The sequence below is a fragment of the Coxiella-like endosymbiont genome, assembly GCF_030643785.1.
GTDB lineage: Bacteria > Pseudomonadota > Gammaproteobacteria > Coxiellales > Coxiellaceae > Coxiella.
The window spans coordinates 1,132,967-1,151,273 of the sequence record NZ_CP094378.1 but is presented as its reverse complement, the minus strand read 5'-3'; the positions used below and the strand labels follow the sequence as shown (position 1 = coordinate 1,151,273).

Below are 18,307 nucleotides of genomic sequence, written 5' to 3'. Positions count from 1 at the left end.
TTAAATAATTAACTGCTTTGAAGCGATGCAGGATTGTCCGGAATTAATCAGTCTCGCAGTTACACAAACTTCTGCAGCTTGTGTTCTAAGTCGGCGTCTTCTAAAATTAAGTATGCGTCACTGCCTCCTAATTCTAATACGCACTTTTAGAGACGCTCCTGCCGTTTTTGTAACGGCTTTATCAGCTCCTTCGCTACCTGTTAAAGTTTACCCGCAGCACAACTTTGGGATTAGAAATAACTTAGGAAGTTTTTTAACGTCAATAACCAGAGCTCAGAAAATATTAGGAGGCAATTTAGTAGATTGCATTAGTTTCTTAATAGCAAGGGCTTGTCTCCCTGTCGAAATCGATGCGTGTTTTAACAAAAATGTGTCCCTCCATTAAATTAGGGGAGCTGTGAATCCGAATACTTGTGCCACATGGGAAAATTCCAAGAAATTATGGCAAAAAAATAGGCCCGCTTGGTTAATAAGTAACGTACTTTTTTTCGATTCAGTGTTTACAATTCGAGGTTTTAGAAATTCTTCAGACTGTTCAGCATAGTAATCGTAAATCCAGACGAATTTTTCAACTTCCGCTTCGCTGGCGGTAATTGGCTTTTACCCATTTCTTTCGCCATTAATTTCACGTAATCTCTTTTATCTGCACGTAATAATTCAGGAATCCGGTGTAATTTTTCTCTACGCTCTGTAAAACTAACTGTATGCCAACTTTCGACTATATGCCAATTTTCTTAAGCCTCATCTACTTCATCAATAATTTCTTCAATTTTTTGATCGGACATTTCTTCATATTCTTTGAGTACTTTCGCAGTACTCGGGTTAACGGTTTGTATTGACATGCTTATTTTCTCTCATTTTTAGAATGACTGCTGACTCGATAGGTTTCTTTAGGCATTGTAACAAAACGATGCGGATTCGCTTCTTGCCAGAGTTTTTTATATCTTTTACATTTTTTTGGAATTTGCCCTTTCAAAATATCCTTAATAAAAATTGCTATAAAGACAATGGCTGATATTAAATAAAATAAGAATAAATAATAATCTTTTCCCGAACTACAGGAATTCTTTTTAGATTATCTGACAGTAGTCAGTATAGAATATATTATATGTATTTTTAACTAGTTAATGATTGAATTGAAATGCGCTTCTAAGCTTTGTACAATAAACAATCATGAAAAAATTTTGGAAAGCCAGTGATTTTGATTATTATTTGCCCAGCAATTAATTGCGCAACAGCCTTTGCCGAAACGATCTGCTAGCTGATTGTTATGCATTGATCTCAGTCAACAAACGATCTCTCATCTTTGTTAACTTTGTGGAATTAAACAATTTAATTGTTTTGAACGATATCAAAGTCATTCCTGCTTGATTGTTAGGTTATAAAGAAACAGGAGGAAAATTAGAATGTCTTATTGAACGTATTTTTTTATCGTCAACCGATTTTTGGCTCATATACGAGCGAGCAAAGCACCCACCCAGATAAAGCACCCAGAGCGGGAATGTGTGAGCATTGGATATATAGCGAATGGATGGAAGTTTCTCCCTCCGTATGTGGTGAGGCTATCAAGTTGTGTCATGAAAACAACGGTTGGGTAATTGCCATCGGGATGACAGTTATGCGCTCTTTAGAGACAGCTGCCAGAAGTGGAGAATGCCAACCTTAATAAAGTGGGAGACTGATTTATTTATTTACCCTGGATTTAAAATTTAATTGCGTGGATATGTTGTTAACCAATTTTCAATTGCTAAAATCTACTTTGTTGATGCTGGTCTGTGCTTTTGATAGTTATGAATTAATAATGGAATCTCTTACCAAGAGGTAGTTTAAGAGAGAATATCAATTTTTTAGTTATGGTGATCCAATGTTGATTTCATAGAAGTCCTTAGTTAAGCTACATACCATAATAATAGCTAGATAATAAAAAGCTAGATAATAGCTAGGAGATACTTTTGACGTATCAACATATTCGCATTCCCGCTCAAGGTGAAAAGATTACGGTTAACAATGAAGGTAGTTTAAGTATACCGAACCAACCGATTATTCCCTATATAGAAGGAGATGGCATTGGGGTAGATATTACGCCAGTAATGAAAAATGTTATCGATGTAGCCGTAGAGAAGGCCTATAAGGGAAAGCACAAGTTGGCATGGATGGAAGTTTATGCGGGTGAGAAAGCGACCAAAGTGTATGGAAAAGACATTTGGCTGCCCGATGAAACTTTGGAAGCGATTAAAACGTATCAGGTAGCTATTAAAGGTCCTCTTACCACGCCTGTCGGCGTAGGGATTCGTTCGTTAAATGTAGCGCTTCGTCAAAATTTGGATCTCTATGTCTGTCTTCGTCCTGTGCGTTATTTCAAAGGTGTGCCAAGCCCGGTGAAGGCGCCTGAAAAAGTGGATATGGTTATTTTTAGAGAAAATTCAGAAGATATTTATGCGGGCATTGAATGGAAGGCAGGAAGCCCAGAAGCCATTAAACTTATCGATTTTTTACAAAAAGAAATGGGGGTAAAGAAAATCCGTTTTCCAAAAATGACAGGTGTTGGGATTAAGCCTGTTTCTAAAGAAGGAAGCACTCGGCTCATACGTCGAGCGATTCAATATGCCATCGATAACAATAGCGATTCCGTAACCTTTGTTCACAAAGGCAATATTATGAAATTTACGGAAGGTGCCTTCAAAGATTGGGGCTATGAGGTGGCCATTAAAGAATTTGGTGCAAAACCATTGGATGGTAGCCCTTGGCATTCGTTTAAAAATCCAAAGTCCAGTGAAACCATAATTATTAAGGACGTAATTGCTGATGCTTTTTTACAGCAAATTCTTCTACGACCCTCCGAATATAGTGTTATCGCTACCCTTAATTTGAATGGTGATTATATTTCGGATGCTTTATCAGCAGAAGTCGGTGGAATTGGTATTGCTCCCGGTGCTAACTTAAGCGATACCATTGGTTTATTTGAAGCGACCCATGGTACCGCACCTAAATATGCAAGACAAGATAAAGTCAATCCGGGTTCTCTCATTTTGTCCGCTGAAATGATGCTACGTTACCTCGGTTGGAAAAAAGGAGCAGATCTGGTTATTAAGGGCATTGAAGGTGCCATTGAGTGTAAAACGGTAACCTACGATTTTGCTCGTTTGATGGATGATGCTCACGAGATTAGTACGTCCCAGTTTGGCAAGAAAATTATCGAACATATGTAAGGGCGGCCTACCACCTCTTGCCAAAATGGTGGAGGGGTGGTTGGAGGAGAGTCAAAGAGAATTAAGTTCTGGGAGTTGAGCTTATAGATTTATGACTAGCGGTGGTAATAGCCATTTCTACAGTACGAGATAGTCTTAATTCCTGGGCATAGGCTTGAATTTGCTTATCTGTTTTCGGGCTATTGGTTAATACTTATTTTAATCTCTTCTCGTCGGAAAATTAGCAGATAAATATAGCTTCTAATGTTTGAATATCCACCACCGTCTTTAAAATCGGGTTTCGGTCTCGTGGCATGTTCTTTTAAAGCATTAAGTTTGTTTTGGAGAGTTCATCCGATGTTTGTTTATCTGATGTTTGAATGACTTCTTCAATTTTCAAAAGAGTTTTCTCGTCGTTAATTAGGATACTGCGGATGCTTTGAAACGGGCTGTTGAATTATCGGCCCGTTATATTTCCGACCGTTATATTTCCGATCGACAATTGCCAGATAAGGCAATCGATATCATCGACATCATCGACTAAAGACTTTGATAAGTACCAAAGAAATTGAAGCGATTATTATCAACATGGCACAGATCCCTATTTATAATATTGCTCAAACCAATAAAGAATTGTCACTGGAATTAGCTAAGTAACCTAAAAAGTAGTTTTTGGGCAAAGTATAAAACGGTGGAAGCTCTGTGTAACGTTGTTAAATTATTGCATGCGGGTTAAATAATGCTGATAAACCCGTAGGATCATTTTTGTTAGCAGGGTCGCGTTCCTATACAGGAGTAGGTAAAACTAAAGTCATTTGTCAACTAGAAAGTGCATTGGGGATTGAGTTAATTCAATTTGATATGTCGGAATATATGGAACATCATACGGTCTCTCGTTTAATTGGCCATCCCCCTCTGGCTACGTTACGTTGGTTGGGTATGATCAAGAAGGTTTGCTTCTTACTAAGGCTATCCGAAAAAACAACCTCATGCTGTTTTTCTGATGGATGAAATCGAAAAAGTGCATCCAGACGTTTGCAATATTTTTTGCAAGTAATGGATTATAGTTATCTGACCGATAATAATTGGCGAAAAGCTGATTTTCGTCATGTCATTATTGTTATGACAACTAATGCCGGTGCCCAGCAGTTGGAGCGTAGAACGATTGTTTTTGCCGATCAAGATATAGATCAAGAAAGTTTGAGCTTAATAATCGATTGGATGCAATAATTATTCAATTTAATTACTTGGATAATGTCACAATACTTAAGATTGTTGATAAATTTATTCGTGAATTGTGTGGTCAGCTGAAAGAAAAAAGAAAAAGGTATGAGATTGAATATTAGCATTATAGTCGACGTAGTGGGAGGTCATCTGGCTATTCAACATTTAGTGAATAATTTACAGGGGGACTATATCTTCTGATTGAGCAGATTTCCTTCCTGCTTCACGATATACAATTCGGCCCCGACTTAAATCGTAAGGAGTTAATTCTACGATCACTTCGTCACCCGTTAAAATGCGAATATAGTGTTTGCGCATCCGCCCCGAAATATGGGCCGTGACGACATGACCATTTTCAAGCTTAACTCTAAAAGTTGTGTTAGGCAGCGAATCAATCACCACCCCTTTCATTTCAATAGATTCTTCTTTTGGCATAAAACTTGATTCTGTTTAAAAAAAGTAATAATGCCTGAAATAGTCTCTTTAATCAATAGGATTTTAAATCCAAGAAAGTCAAAGTGTTAATCTTTCATTTAGCAAAGCTAACTCTGCTTCGTTATTATCATCTTGGATGGTGAAGAGAAAGACCTGGCTGAACAGATCTGGCAAAAAATTCGAGTTGAGAAAACTATTTTTTTAGATTATGGAGATGAGAGGAAGGTTGCCGAAGCAGTTGTTAAGAACGAGGATATTTTGTTAATGAGCATAAAAAGCGCTGATAACTTTATATTATTGGTTTTACCCCGAAACAGGTCTTGCTTTTTGAGGCGTTTAGCTCGAGGTTTAGCTCGAGTAGTAATTAAGAAAACGCGATTAAACCCTCTTACTTATGATCTTCATGTGATCTTCATGAGCTCGTTAATGAGGTTTGTGGGAAGTAGTCACCTGTAAATAAGCTATTCAAATAGCGCTCTGCATCCAGAGCCGCCATACAACCCATCCCTGCGGCGGTGATGGCTTGGCGATATACGTGGTCGGTAACGTCGCCCGCCGCAAATACACCCGGAATGTTGGTGGCGGTAACGTTGCCTTCTAAACCGGATTTGGCGCGTAGGTAACCTGCCTCATTCATATCGAGTTGGTCCTTAAAGATTTTTGTATTAGGGTCATGACCAATGGCGATAAACAAACCATCGATGCGGAGTTCTTGGGTTGTCTCATCTCGAACATTTTTAAGACGAACGCTGGTTACGCCTTGACCATTGCCGAGGACTTCGTCAACTACGTGGTTCCATTCAATTTTGATATTTCCATCCTCCACTTTTTTCATCAATTGCGCAGTAAGCATTTTTTCGGCACGTAATTTATCCCGACGATGAATGAGTGTCACATGAGAAGCGATATGGAAGAGGTAAAGAGCTTCCTCTACAGCTGTATTTCCGCCCCCTACGACAGCGACTTTTTTCCCGCGATAAAAGAAACCGTCACAGGTAGCACATACCGAAACTCCTTTGCCTATATAAACCTTTTCCGAAGGTAGTTCCAAATATCGGGTGGAAGCTCCTGTAGCTATGATTAAAGCATTGCAAGTGTAAGTGCCGCTATCACCATTGAGAACAAAAGGCCGCACTTTTAAATTTGCTTCACGAATGTGGTCAAAAATTATTTTGGTATCAATACGTTCTGCATGTTTCTGCATCCTCTTCATAAGTTGAGGACCTTGCAATCCCGGTGCTTCGCCAGGCCAATTATCCACATCTGTGCTAGTCATTAATTGCCCGCCTTGTTCAATTCCCGTGATCATAATAGGTTTGAGATTAGCGCGGGCGGCATAGATCGCTGCAGTATAGCCGGCGGGACCGGAGCCTAGAATGATAAGAGAATAGTGTTGTTGGTTATTCATGATTTTATCTGATTTAGGTGTTTGTTAGAATTATTTAGGCTATAATATTAATCGCAATTATCCAGCAGTTCTAGTGTTTATTTAATGACAGGTTCGATTAGAACTGAGATTTTTTCCTTCCCAGTTCTAATTGCATTCTCATCGACGTAGGTGAAGGAGTTCTGATGAAGCGAGGTAAAAAGCGCAAAAAATTAGAAAAGGAAACGAAGATCAATTCTAGAATGAATTTGCGCTATCGTTTGCGCGAAGAATGTTTTATTTTAGTGCTCGCATTTTCCGTTTTCCTTCTTCTTGCCCTAGTGAGTTATCACCCCTCAGATCCTAGTTGGTCGCATAGCGTAGCAATTAAAAAAGTGGCTAATGTTACAGGAGAAATAGGGGCGTGGATTTCTGATTTTCTTTTATACACGGCTGGATACTTGGCTTATCTTTTTCCTTTCATGCTTTCCTTTGCTGGATGGATTTTCTTCCGAAATCGACATGAACAACGGACTGAATCTCTCATAATATGGTCTTTGGTTCTTTTACGTTCTATGGGATTTTTATTGCTGTTATTAGCAGGTACAGGGTTGGCTGTTATTCATTTGTCTTTTTCACCCTCTCATCTTCCGTTTAATGCAGGTGGGATACTTGGCACTGTGGTGGCTGGAACATTATTGCCTATTTGTAACAGGGTAGGAACCACATTAATTTTATTTGCTTTCCTAATGATTGGAATCACTTTATTCACCAGCTTATCTTGGTTTCAGTTTTTGGAATTTTTGGGTGGAGTTTTAATGAAGCTCGCAAAGTTAACAAAAGAACAGTTGCGAGTAATTTCATGGAAATATTTATTTCCCATCCCCTCCCTCAGAAATCAAGAGGTATCGGTCGCTATTCCTCAAATTAAACGGGTAGAGCCGATATTCATTCTAGAACCGCAGGAAATGAATAGCAAACCAAAAATCGCTAAACGTCCCAAATTGGAAATTGTGGATACAGAGTTTAAAGTACCTCGATTTAAAGGTTCTGAGATCATTCCAGATCTTTCTTTGCTGGATAAACCTGTTAAGGATCATGAAGCCTCTTATTCTGAAGAGGAATTACAACAAAGGTCTAAAGAATTGGAATTGCGTTTAGCAGACTTTGGAGTTCAGTCTCAGGTGGTGGCTGTCCATCCGGGGCCTGTGGTAACTCGTTTTGAGTTAAAGCTGGCTGCTGGGACTAAGGTAAGTCGGGTAACTAACTTAGTGAAAGATTTAGCTCGTTCTTTATCGGTGATCAGTGTGCGAGTGGTTGAAGTCATTCCGGGTAAATCCGCTATTGGCATTGAGCTCCCTAATAAGGTTCGGGAGGTAGTGCCATTGTATGAAGTTTTAGCCACCAAGCAGTATCAAAATGCGCGATCCAGTTTAACGTTGGCATTAGGGAAAGATATCGGAGGTCACCCGGTCATCGTTGATTTAGCAAAAATGCCTCATTTGTTAGTAGCAGGCACAACGGGTTCCGGTAAATCCGTTAGTTTGAATGCCATGTTGTTAAGCCTTCTTTATAAAGCTACTCCGAAACACTTACGCCTCATCCTTATTGATCCCAAGATGCTGGAACTTTCTGTTTATGAAGGGATCCCCCACTTGCTCACTCCCGTAGTGACTGACATGAAAGATGCAGCTTCAGTGTTACGTTGGTGTGTGGCCGAAATGGAGCGGCGTTATCGTCTCATGGCTTTGTTGGGAGTGCGTAATATCCTGGGCTACAATGCTAAAGTGCGAGAGGCGAGTGAAGCCGGAGTGCCTTTGCTAGAAGACCCACTGCAAACCAATAAAGAAGGGGAGCTACCAGAGCTCCAAGAGTTGCCACAGATTGTAGTGATTGCGGACGAATTTGCGGATATGATGGTAGTAGTGGGCAAAAAAGTCGAAAATCTCATTGTTCGTCTCGCGCAAAAAGCTCGCGCATCAGGGATTCATTTAATTTTTGCTACTCAACGACCCTCTGTAGATGTGATTACAGGTTTAATAAAGGCTAATATTCCCACCCGTATTGCTTTCCAAGTTTCTTCCAAAATCGATTCGCGGACCATTTTGGATCAACAAGGAGCAGAACAACTATTGGGCCATGGAGATTTGCTTTACTTAGCCCCAGGTACGGGAGTCCCGGTTCGAGTCCATGGCCCTTATGTCAAGGATGAAGAGGTGCATCGCGTAGCGAAATATTTGAAGAAGAGCAGCGAAGCCAATTATGTAGAAGGAATTCTCGATGAAATGACGGCTCAGGACTTAAGCGGATTTACGGAAGCCGCTCTAGGGGTTGGATTCGAGGAAGGCGAGCCAGATCTCCTTTATGACCAAGCGGTAGAGGCCGTTATTCGGTCTCGGCGGATTTCTGTGTCGAGTATTCAACGCCGCTTTAAGATTGGGTATAATCGAGCTGCTCGAATCGTGGAAGCCATGGAAACAGCCGGTGTAGTTAGCTCCATGGAAAATAATGGAACCCGCGAAGTGCTGGTACCTCCCCCCATAAGAAAATTAAAATAGTGAATCTGTGAAGGTTCTAAATAAGGTTCTAAATAAGGTTCTAAACAATGTGTTTGGTTTGGGTCAAAAATAAACCTATTAAAATAACCTTATTAAAATAATCGAAATTAATACAATGAATTATAATACAATAATTATAATACAATGAATTATAAAAATAAATTAATTTTTTTATCTGCTTATCCCTTTAGTTGGTATTGCAGTTGATCAACCTGATGCTACTTCTCAGTTAAGTCAATTGCTGTTTGGTTTTCATACTTATCAGGCTACATTCAGACAGACAACTTTCGATAGTGAGGAACGAGTAATCCAACAAAGTTGGGGCCAAATAATGATCAAAGCGGCCTGGGCGTTTTCGGTGGGAAACAAATATTCCTACCAATCAAATTATCATCACCAAAGGAAAAACCTTATGGGTTTATAATAAATATTTATCTCAGGCTACCCAACAACCAGTGGTAAAAAGAATAAATATTAATCTTGTCTCTTTATTATCAGGTTCTATAAAAGATTTAAAACAAAACTTTACAATAATAAATCACCAAATGATGGCAACTGTAGTGTTTGAATTAGTGCCTCGAATTATAAAAGATCTCAATTTTAAATGGATCCAATTAAAATTTTCTCAAAAGTAACTGACTGAAATGACCGTATTAAATAATTTAGAGGAAAGAACTATTTTTCAATTTAGACAAATTAAAATTAACCAACTGCTAGCAGCAAATCACTTATTCGAATTTAAACCCTCGCGTGAATATTCTCGCGTGATGTTGATGTGTCATCAAACAATGATTTTATTCACCTTGCTATTCGAATGCGTCCTCGGCTCACTGGGAGAAATTTATTAGTTAAGAGCATTATATATCAAGAGCATTTATTCATTTATTTAGGTGGTAAGGATAAGCTTTTTTTCGGGCAATAGAGAACATGGAAAATTACATCCTATGATATTGTAGGGGCCTTCCGGGGACGGGCAAAACAACGTTGGTAGAAATAATGGCTCAAAAAAGTGTGGAGCGCGTGTGGAATCTTTGTCTACTGTTTTATAGCAGATGAAAGAATATTCGTGATGTAGTAAAGCGGGAAGAGCAAGCTCAGATCTATTACTTTAATTGGTGCTAAAACGGAAAATCCCTCTTTCCAATTAAACAACGCCTTATTCGCGAACACTATAGTATATGTATTAAAAGAATTAGCTGAAGCGGATTTATTAAATATTTTAGAGAAAGCTCTCGAAGACTCCGAATGAGAGTTGGCCAAAAAAAGACTCCGAATGAGAGTTGGCCAAAAAAACCTTAGAAATTCTTCGTTCGTTGTGTGAACGTATCGTAAAATTTTCTGATGGGCTATGCTCGTCAGTGTTTAAATATTTTGGAAATCCTGGGCTTGACACTACTTTGCTGTGAAGAAAAAGGAAAAATGGGTGGTGTGTGTGGGGGTGCCGGTTGATAAAGTCCTTACCGAAGGTCTACGTCGCTTTGGTAATCGGAGTGAGGCTTTTTATCATAAAACTTCCGTCTTACATAAATCAGTGCGTGAGTGGTCTCCCCAAAAATCCCGATGCGGCGCTTTACTTGTTATCGCGAATACTGGATTGGTGACTGTGACCCCTTTTATGTCGCAAGGCGCATTTTATAAATGGCAAGTTGAAGATATTGGAAACGCACAGACCCTCGCGTATTACAAAGCCCTCCCTTGATGATTAGAAAACTTATGAGCGAGAGAGTGGGGGAACAACCAGAGCGAGAACTTGCCTTAGCGTAAGCTGTAGTTTATTGCGCTTATGCATCTAAAAAGCAACGTAGTTTATAAAGCCTTCAATGCCGTGTCCTAAATGCCGTGTCCTATGGATGTCAAAATGAAATCCTTAGATTATGGAAAGAGTATAGATACGCGCACGATGAGCGACAAGTTTGTTGCAGGAGTAAATTAATTTCCCGAAGCATTAAAAGATCGTCGATATTATTTTCGATTAAATAGAAGGTTAGAAATTAAGATTAAAAAACTTGAAAATTTAAAAATCCTCTATTAATTTTAAAAATCCTCTATTAATTGGCGAATCAATTGGTCCTTTATTGTTAATGAAATTTTACCCAAAAATTTTCCCTGGGGAGTTTTGGTTATCAATCTAAATCTAATTGGTTCCTTTCTTATTGGGATTTTTCTTATTGGGATTTTGTCAGGTATGTTAGTCGGGGGGTGTCGCTTTGCTTTATCAGCTGTTTGGCGAGCGGGGAGTCTTTATAGGCTTCTTGGGAGGGTTTACTACTTTCTCCAGCTTTAGCTTTGATACTGTCTCTTTATTTCAATCGTATGCTTTCGGTTCTGCTCTTGCTAATATCGGCGCCTCTTTGATATTGTCATTCACAACAACCGCTATAGGCCTTTGGTTAGGTCAAGCGATCATTTTTTGAGGAAACATTGTGTTAGATCCTAAATTGTTACGCCAAAATTTAAATGAAGTGGCGCAAAAATTGCGTCGCTGCGGTTTTAAATTCGATAAAAAATTTTTTTTAGAGCTTGAAGAGAAGCGAAAAGCTTACCAAACGGCCACTCAATCGCTGCAGACTCAACGTAATCAATTATCCAAAATGATTGGGATGGCGAAATCGAAAGGTGAGGATGTTCCACTTTTAATGAGTGATGTTTCAAGGGTGGGAGAGCAATTAAACCGACACAAGTTTTTGCTCGAGACTATTCAAAGAGAATTATTAGACTTTCAATTATCACTTCCCAATTTACCTAACGACTCCATTCCTGATGGTAAGAGCGAAAATGATAACCGAGAAATTCGCAAATGGGGTGAGATACCTTATTTTAGTTTTTCTCCTAAAGACCATATTTCTTTAGGAGAAGGTCAATTGGATTTCGAAGCAGCGGCTAAATTATCAGGTGCACGGTTTGTTGTTTTACGGGGTGGATTAGCTCGGATGCAGCGCGCTCTAGCACAATTTATGATGGATTTGCATATCGAAGACCACGGCTATCAGGAAGTATATGTTCCTTATTTGGTTCATGAGGAATGCCTGTACGGTACTGGACAATTACCTAAGTTTCGAGAAGATCAATTTAAGGTAGCGGGAGAGTGGGACTTTTTTTGATTTCGACAGCAGAAGTGCCTTTGGTTAATTTAGCCCGAGATGAGATTTTTGAAAGTAACCAACTGCCTAAAAAGTGGGTAGCCCAAACACCGTGTTTTCGAAGTGAGGCAGGTTCTTATGGAAAGGATGTTCGCGGAATGATTCGACAGCATCAATTTCAAAAAGTAGAACTTGTTCAATTAGTAAAGCCAGAAAGTTCTTATAAAGCTTTAGAAGAATTAACGGGTCAAGCGGAAAGGGTATTGCGGTTGTTAAACCTGCCTTATCGAGTGGTAGAACTGTGTACCGGTGATTTAGGATTTTCTGCGGCTAAGACTTATGATTTAGAAGTTTGGTTACCCGCTCAAAAACGCTATCGAGAAATTTCTTCTTGTAGTAATTGTGAAACCTTTCAAGCTCGTCGAATACAGGCACGCTGGCGCAATCCTAAGATAAGAAAACCTGAATTGCTCCATACTCTCAATGGTTCAGTGCCTTGCCGTGGGCCGTACTTTAATTGCTATCATGGAAAATTACCAGCAAGTGGATGGTCGCATTCGTGTGCCAGAGGTATTGAAACCTTATATGGGAGGAATGGATTATTTAGAATTAGCTTAACCCTCTCTGAGGAGAGTGTTTAAGTGATTAGAGAAATTAATTCATGAAATAAGAGTTGTGGTTTTCTTGAGGGGCGTATGCGAACACGAAACTCCCACCTTAGCAAAATATCCATAGCTACGTCTTAAGCGACCTTCTTTTGGGTAGAAGGTAAACTGGGTACTGCTATTTTGTTATTAAGACCTTGTTCTCTAAGTCGTGAAACACGCACAGATAAGCCGTGATGCCCGTAATAGCTCTATTATCCAGTTATTATGGCACCAATTGAAAAAGTATCAGAACCGGGTTGCTTTGAGAATAGGGTTGTATAAAGAATACCGGTGCCTTTCCTTTGAGCTACATAGCCGCCACTGAATAGCAACTTACCGTTTCGCATATCAATTATCCACAGTCTCTTAGAAATATCCACCACCATGACAGTATGCTTTTGCCCAATTGTAATACGCAGTTGTAAGATTTGAGTGCTAACTTCAAAGCTTGAGGGGGAAAGCCCTTTATTAATAAGTTACTGACATTAATAAGTTACTGAAAGTTTCGATAATACTGCGATGATTTGATCGAATGGAAGCCAAAGAAGTAGTAAGGAAAATAACACCACTTAAAAGCACTATGATTATAGTGCCTATATTTCTACCTTTAATTAATCTGTATCATTACGCTCCTAATCAATTAATAATCTTTCCGTTGATTTCCCCCTTATAGTCTCAATTAAACAGACTATATAATACACAATATTAGTTACCCCTTTTCTAGTTCTTTTTGCCTTTTATTTTTAACTAATTAAAAATATTAAATTTTGTTGGTCTGTTTCCTTGTGGGATTTTTTAAGGATCTAGTTTAAAGATCTAGATAGACTCTGGTAGTGCTTATACAAGGATTGCCGTATATAATGAAGCAATCAGCTTGTCAGAAGGCGAGTAGTGTGCATATAAAAAGAATTCCCGAACTAGAAAACAAGGACCCCCGTTCGGGAGGGGTCACATCCATTAACTGGAGAGATGGCAGAGTGGTTGAATGCAGCGGTCTTGAAAACCGTTGAGGGGGCACAACCTCCTCCCAGGGTTCGAATCCCTGTCTCTCCGCCAGCTATTGAACGATTATGATCATTTCTGATCCTAAAGCTTATCTGTACACCCTTCCAACAGAGCCAGGCGTATACCAAATGAAAGACTCCCACGGGGAAACCCTTTATGTGGGTAAAGCACGCAATTTGGAAAAGCGAATAAGTAGTTACTTTCACCGCCGTCTCGATAGAAAAACTCAAGCAATGATGGCGCAAGTTTATGCTATCCAAACCACTATTACTCGTAACGAAAATGAAGCACTTTTATTAGAAGCGAGTTTTATCAAACAGTTCCAACCGCGTTATAATGTACTGTTACGAGATGACAAGTCTTATCCCTACCTTTATCTTGCTACCCACCATAAATTTCCTCGATTGGATTTTTACCGCGGATCTAAAAAAGTTCCAGGTCGTTATTTTGGGCCTTACCCTACAGCAGGTTCTGTTCGAGAAAACTTAACATTAATTCAAAAATTATTTAAGTTGCGCCAATGCAGTGATTCCCTTTTTAAAAACCGAACCCGTCCTTGTTTACAATACCAAATTAAACGGTGTACAGCGCCTTGTGTGGGTTATGTTGATGAGCCCAGCTATCGGCGCCAAGTAGAAGATGCTATTTTATTTTTTGAAGGAAAAAACGATGAAATTATTAATAAATTAAATTATAGAATGGAGGTAGCTTCTGGAGAATTAAATTTTGAAGAAGCGGTCTATTATCGAGACCAGATTCGGCAATTGCGCCAGCTTCAAAAGCAACAGTTCATTATGAGTGGGAAGGAGAATGTGGACGTAATTGGCGTTTCACAAACCAGCGGAGCTATTGGGTTTGCGATTTTATTCATTCGGACAGGTCGCATTATTGGCCACAAACCTTTTTTCCCTAATATGCCTAAGGGGGTGACGGTGCAGAAAACAGCCCTGGCAGAATTTATTTCCCAATATTATTTAAGCCCTCTACGCAATGGCGACATTCCTGAACGGATTGTAACTAGTGAGCCCTTGCCTGACCGGCTATGGATTCAGAGAGCCCTATCTTCGAGTTTACAGCGAAAACTAGTGATTACCGATCAAAAGCGCGTACCCTATAAGCAGTGGCAACAAATGGCTATTCGCAATGCGCGACAAGCCCTTTCTCAACATGTATCGGAAAGAAATACCTTCTTAATTAAATTAGAAGCGTTACAGAAAGTCTTACAATTACCTAACCCTATTTCCCGTATCGAGTGTTTTGATATAAGTCATTCTCTTGGAGAGGCCACTATTGGCTCTTGCGTTGTTTTTGGAGAAGAGGGACCGATAAAACGCGAGTACCGAAGATTTAATATTTCCGATCTCCAAGCGGGAGATGATTACGGAGCCATGGGGCAAGTCCTTGTACGACGTTACATACGATTGAAAGAACGATTGAAAGAAGGAGAAGGCTTTTTACCTGACCTCTTAATAATCGATGGAGGTAAGGGACAATTGCGATTAGCGGCAGAAGTATTAGAAGAATTACAAGTAAGTGAGGTAATCTTGCTTGCTATAGCCAAGGGCCCTGCTCGAAAATCCGGCTTAGAAAAAATATACATTTGGGGACGAGAAGAAGAAATCCGTCTTCCTCCTGATAATGTGGCTTTTCACTTGATTCAACAAATTCGTGATGCAGCTCATCGATTTGCTATCACAGCACATCGGACCAAACGGGCCAAACGTAGGGTTGAATCTCCCTTGCAGCAGGTAGAAGGGATTGGACCTAAACGTCGCCGTGAATTGTTACGATATTTTGGAGGGTTACAGGAACTTCAAAAGGCGAGTGTGGAAGAAATTGCCAAGGTTCCCGGTATTAGTGAGAAATTAGCTAAATCTATCTACCACTTTTTGCACGGTTCTTCTAATTAACTTGACCTCTTAACTAATCGCCGTAGAATTTTATTATGAATATTGCGATTTTCCTTACCTTGACCCGACTTTCCTCTATTCCTATTTTTGGTCTTTTTTATTATTTACCTTTTAGATGGGCTCACCCGGTTGCTGCGATAATTTTCGTATTTGCTGCACTAACAGATTGGCTAGACGGTTATATAGCTCGAAGTTTATCACAAACGACTGACTTAGGTGCATTCTTGGATCCTGTAGCCGACAAGTTACTAGTAGGAGCAGCGTTAGTTCTGGTGGTTGGAGAATGTTATGTAGGGTATTTGGCGATCCCTGGAGCGATTATCATTTGTCGAGAAATAATTATCTCCGCTCTGCGGGAATGGATGGCGGAATTAGGCAAACGTACCAGTATGGCTGTTACCTTTCTCTCAAAGATTAAAACGACTCTCCAGATGATCGCTTTGATTTTATTGATTTGGTACGTGCCTGGGGCACCCTCGTGGATCTTACTGAGCGGGGTAATTTTTTTGTGGGTTGCGGCCATTCTGACCGTATGGACAATGGTTATTTATTTAAAGATAGTCTGGGAAGACTTGACAACCAGTTATGAAAGGTAATAATAGCCGTCTAACTATAAAGGAAGCGCTCTGGCAGAAACCTACTTTAGGCTAATCTACGAATCATTAAAATACCAGAGTATCTAGAAATTGGCTTAGATGGGCGGGAATAGCTCAGCTGGTAGAGCACAACCTTGCCAAGGTTGGGGTCGCGAGTTCGAATCTCGTTTCCCGCTCCAAAAAAACTTTACGAAATAAAAATTTTTATTAATCTTTTTTTGCAAAATGTATCTCGCCTATTATTACTTTTGACATAAAAATACGAACCATAATTTAAAGTACATGTTTTGAGGAAGTGTTTTATTTGTACTTTCGAGATCCGTCCTCCATAGCAGCTAAATTTTATTAACGTTTTCCTAGTTAGGATGCATTGCGTTCCTTTTACGGGTTTAAATAAATGCGAGGGGGCATACAAGACTCAAAATAAATACGTGAAACAGATTAGCTTGCCTTTGGAGTTAAATTCAAAAGAATAGCCCATATCTTGCAATATTTGGATTTGCTTCTTAATGGAAGTTTCACCTGTAATCAAAGTGATTCTTCCTCCAGCAGAAAACCACCGCAGGCAACGTACTCAAATCAATCATTCTTCGCTCTCTTCACTGCTTTTTTGCTTAACCAAATTTCCTCGCGATCGACAGCTAGGTTTTTGGGGCGCTGATTCGAAGGGCGACCTGGTGACCGTTAGATTCGAGTACTTCGATACAGCACTCATTGCGCTTATCGGCGATATCGATGCGTTCACTGGATTTTCGAGTAAGGACGAGAGGATCCCCGCCTTCAATCATGATCTTTTCTTCTTTTTTTCATACCAATGTTTCTTGAGTCATACGTCTCTCCTTATAAAAATTTATATTCTACTTCTGTCCAGCTATTTCGACCATTAATGCGTTTTAATTCGTAACTCATGTGTGAAAAGTCATTGGGACAGATATGCCACAACAGTAGGGTGTCTGGGTGACTTTCTGACTTTATTCTCATTGTTAATTCTTTATGAGCGCTTGTAATAGGCAAAAACAAAATATAAGAACGCTTGTTTGTTAAAGCGATTATAAAAAGCTTAACCACATCCAAATCATTTTTAATTCCTCTTTTTTAGAACGGCAACCCATCATCATCGATGTCATCCTCAGTTTTAGCGGCGACGCGTGCATCATTCTTTATCTCAGTTTTCAGATAATCGGTGACGACGTATTTTTTTAAGGCTGATTATTTTTATCACGATAGGTTTCGAGCGTGACGATACGCCGTCCGGCATTAGCTTGACAGTGGGCACTTGTAAGCTCGCCTTGTTGATAGCAGTTCTCAAGTCCATAAGTGTTTTAACTTTTAAATCATTTTGGATGTATTGACGAGGTAGTCAAACGCTATACTTTTGTTACCCCCTAGGCATCGCGAATCGTGATGAGGAGTTTAATCATTTGATTTCAGGTTGTTGAGCGAAATTTCATTGGGGCTTTTTTGAAAAAAAGACCACCTCACTGGGTTTAACTGAGGTATTGAAGTATTGGTGTTCTCCCCGTACCTCAATTGTGAGGTTTTCTTAGTCGGATACGGATTTAAACAACACAAAGATGCTCCTTAAGATACTCCTTTAATCGATATCACTCAAACTCCCCATGTAGCGCGCGTAAGAAAGATCACAAATTGAGCTGAGGCCTTATTGCTCACTTATTATGGAACCGATTTCTTCAATAACTTCATTCACAACCCAAAAGGAGTTTTTTATTCGTGAGTTAATTATTCACTGTGTGGCGGGCCGATAAGCATCGGATTTAACGTTGCCCTTTTAGGACTTTTTTTGACTAAACACGGTTTTTGTTGAACCACCGATGGGCGCTCTTTGTCTTTTGTTTTTTGCTGACACGTTGTGGCTGACAAATTTACTAAGCTGCATTTCTAAATATTTTCTTGATTGTTAAATAACCCAAATAGGAGAGAACGATAAATAGTAAAGAACTAACGATCCTTATGAGCGGGATAGTGCCATCACTTTTTAAATTGTTGGCACAATAATTCTTGGAAGGATACGGGTCAACAATGACAAAATTGAAATTACCTGTACTCTTCAAGTTAACAAAAAGCTGGTTTTGCACAAAGTCCAATCTATTTATTAAAAACGCCTCGACGACGGAGGGCCAGTAATAACTATAACCAAAGATTATATACAAACTGATTTTGTGCTATTTTTTAGTAAACATATCAGAGAGCTAATGAAATAAAATGTAGGGAGCTCCATTTCTAAATGGAGGACAAAATCGAAAAAAACTTATTCAGCATTAGTTATTGCTAATTATT

At 39.4% G+C, this 18,307-nt stretch carries 12 protein-coding genes, 2 tRNA genes and 5 pseudogenes; 15 read left to right on the top strand and 4 right to left on the bottom strand.

From position 1 onward, the window contains the following. Nucleotides 1–1,501: 1,501 nt before the first annotated feature. From MRH55_RS05930 to MRH55_RS07895, 5 genes and pseudogenes are all read left to right on the top strand, one after another. A pseudogene (locus MRH55_RS05930) lies at nt 1,502–1,825 on the top strand (S-adenosylmethionine:tRNA ribosyltransferase-isomerase). 121 nt (nt 1,826–1,946) lie between these two features. Next, nucleotides 1,947–3,209, top strand: coding sequence for an NADP-dependent isocitrate dehydrogenase (gene icd, locus MRH55_RS05925; RefSeq protein WP_439647894.1), 1,263 nt, complete (start codon nt 1,947–1,949; stop codon nt 3,207–3,209). Nucleotides 3,210–3,627: 418 nt separating this feature from the next. Next, nucleotides 3,628–3,732 (top strand): hypothetical protein, encoded by a 105-nt coding sequence (locus MRH55_RS05920; protein ID WP_304985298.1) that lies wholly within the window; start codon nt 3,628–3,630, stop codon nt 3,730–3,732. Nucleotides 3,733–3,953: 221 nt separating this feature from the next. Next, nucleotides 3,954–4,199, top strand: a complete 246-nt coding sequence (locus MRH55_RS07900) for an AAA family ATPase (protein ID WP_369421090.1) — start codon at nt 3,954–3,956, stop codon at nt 4,197–4,199. Next, nucleotides 4,192–4,418, top strand: a pseudogene (locus tag MRH55_RS07895) (AAA family ATPase). Before MRH55_RS07900 ends, MRH55_RS07895 begins: the two are co-directional and overlap by 8 nt. A 171-nt stretch (nt 4,419–4,589) precedes the next feature. On the opposite strand, the gene infA reads toward MRH55_RS07895, so the two are convergent. Beyond that, nucleotides 4,590–4,847: a translation initiation factor IF-1 gene (infA, locus tag MRH55_RS05910; protein WP_304985297.1), complete on the bottom strand. Its 258-nt coding sequence runs from the start codon at nt 4,845–4,847 to the stop codon at nt 4,590–4,592. A gap of 132 nt (nt 4,848–4,979) precedes the next feature. Between infA and MRH55_RS05905 the strand changes: the two genes are divergently transcribed. After that, nucleotides 4,980–5,303, top strand: coding sequence for a hypothetical protein (locus tag MRH55_RS05905; protein WP_304985296.1), 324 nt, complete (start codon nt 4,980–4,982; stop codon nt 5,301–5,303). Here the strand turns inward: MRH55_RS05905 and trxB are convergent. Beyond that, nucleotides 5,260–6,255 carry a thioredoxin-disulfide reductase gene (gene trxB / locus MRH55_RS05900; RefSeq protein ID WP_304985295.1) on the bottom strand — a complete coding sequence of 332 codons (996 nt, stop codon included), beginning with the start codon at nt 6,253–6,255 and terminating at the stop codon, nt 5,260–5,262. The genes MRH55_RS05905 and trxB overlap by 44 nt on opposite strands. Nucleotides 6,256–6,419: 164 nt before the next feature. Between trxB and MRH55_RS05895 the strand changes: the two genes are divergently transcribed. From MRH55_RS05895 to serS, 5 genes and pseudogenes are all read left to right on the top strand, one after another. Then, entirely contained in the window at nt 6,420–8,771 is a 2,352-nt protein-coding gene (locus MRH55_RS05895) for a DNA translocase FtsK (protein WP_304985294.1), read from the top strand. A gap of 175 nt (nt 8,772–8,946) precedes the next feature. Continuing rightward, nucleotides 8,947–9,523: pseudogene (gene lolA / locus MRH55_RS05890) on the top strand (outer membrane lipoprotein periplasmic chaperone LolA); the annotation flags it as partial. A gap of 650 nt (nt 9,524–10,173) precedes the next feature. Beyond that, entirely contained in the window at nt 10,174–10,470 is a 297-nt protein-coding gene (locus tag MRH55_RS05885; RefSeq protein ID WP_304985293.1) for a hypothetical protein, read from the top strand. Between the two features lie 508 nt (nt 10,471–10,978). Then, a complete protein-coding gene (locus MRH55_RS07890; RefSeq protein WP_369421086.1) occupies nt 10,979–11,185 on the top strand; it encodes a fluoride efflux transporter FluC in 207 nt (68 codons plus the stop codon). Nucleotides 11,186–11,194: 9 nt separating this feature from the next. Continuing rightward, nucleotides 11,195–12,469, top strand: a pseudogene (gene serS / locus MRH55_RS05880) (serine--tRNA ligase). Between the two features lie 241 nt (nt 12,470–12,710). Here serS and MRH55_RS07885 read toward each other — a convergent pair. Next, the gene (locus tag MRH55_RS07885; protein ID WP_369421548.1) at nt 12,711–12,845 is read right to left on the bottom strand and encodes a hypothetical protein; all 135 of its coding nucleotides are present in this window, start codon (nt 12,843–12,845) and stop codon (nt 12,711–12,713) included. Nucleotides 12,846–13,461: 616 nt separating this feature from the next. Here MRH55_RS07885 and MRH55_RS05875 point away from each other — a divergent pair. From MRH55_RS05875 to MRH55_RS05860, 4 genes and pseudogenes are all read left to right on the top strand, one after another. Next, nucleotides 13,462–13,554, top strand: a tRNA-Ser gene (locus MRH55_RS05875). 14 nt (nt 13,555–13,568) lie between these two features. Then, nucleotides 13,569–15,413, top strand: coding sequence for an excinuclease ABC subunit UvrC (gene uvrC, locus MRH55_RS05870; protein ID WP_304985292.1), 1,845 nt, complete (start codon nt 13,569–13,571; stop codon nt 15,411–15,413). 27 nt (nt 15,414–15,440) lie between these two features. Continuing rightward, a pseudogene (gene pgsA, locus MRH55_RS05865) lies at nt 15,441–16,009 on the top strand (CDP-diacylglycerol--glycerol-3-phosphate 3-phosphatidyltransferase). 103 nt (nt 16,010–16,112) lie between these two features. Further along, a tRNA-Gly gene (locus tag MRH55_RS05860) sits at nt 16,113–16,188 on the top strand. Nucleotides 16,189–16,650: 462 nt separating this feature from the next. On the opposite strand, the gene MRH55_RS05855 is transcribed toward MRH55_RS05860, so the two are convergent. Further along, entirely contained in the window at nt 16,651–16,797 is a 147-nt protein-coding gene (locus MRH55_RS05855) for a carbon storage regulator (RefSeq protein ID WP_304985291.1), read from the bottom strand. Between the last annotated feature and the right edge of the window lie 1,510 nt (nt 16,798–18,307).

What these genes read in the sequence shown, in the direction of transcription:
- infA (WP_304985297.1), bottom strand. Translation starts at nt 4,847, where the DNA reads ATGCCAAAAGAAGAATCTATTGAAATGAAAGGGGTGGTGATTGATTCG.
- trxB (WP_304985295.1), bottom strand. Translation starts at nt 6,255, where the DNA reads ATGAATAACCAACAACACTATTCTCTTATCATTCTAGGCTCCGGTCCC.
- MRH55_RS05895 (WP_304985294.1), top strand. Translation starts at nt 6,420, where the DNA reads ATGAAGCGAGGTAAAAAGCGCAAAAAATTAGAAAAGGAAACGAAGATC.
- MRH55_RS07885 (WP_369421548.1), bottom strand. Translation starts at nt 12,845, where the DNA reads ATGCGAAACGGTAAGTTGCTATTCAGTGGCGGCTATGTAGCTCAAAGG.
- uvrC (WP_304985292.1), top strand. Translation starts at nt 13,569, where the DNA reads ATGATCATTTCTGATCCTAAAGCTTATCTGTACACCCTTCCAACAGAG.
- MRH55_RS05855 (WP_304985291.1), bottom strand. Translation starts at nt 16,797, where the DNA reads ATGATTGAAGGCGGGGATCCTCTCGTCCTTACTCGAAAATCCAGTGAA.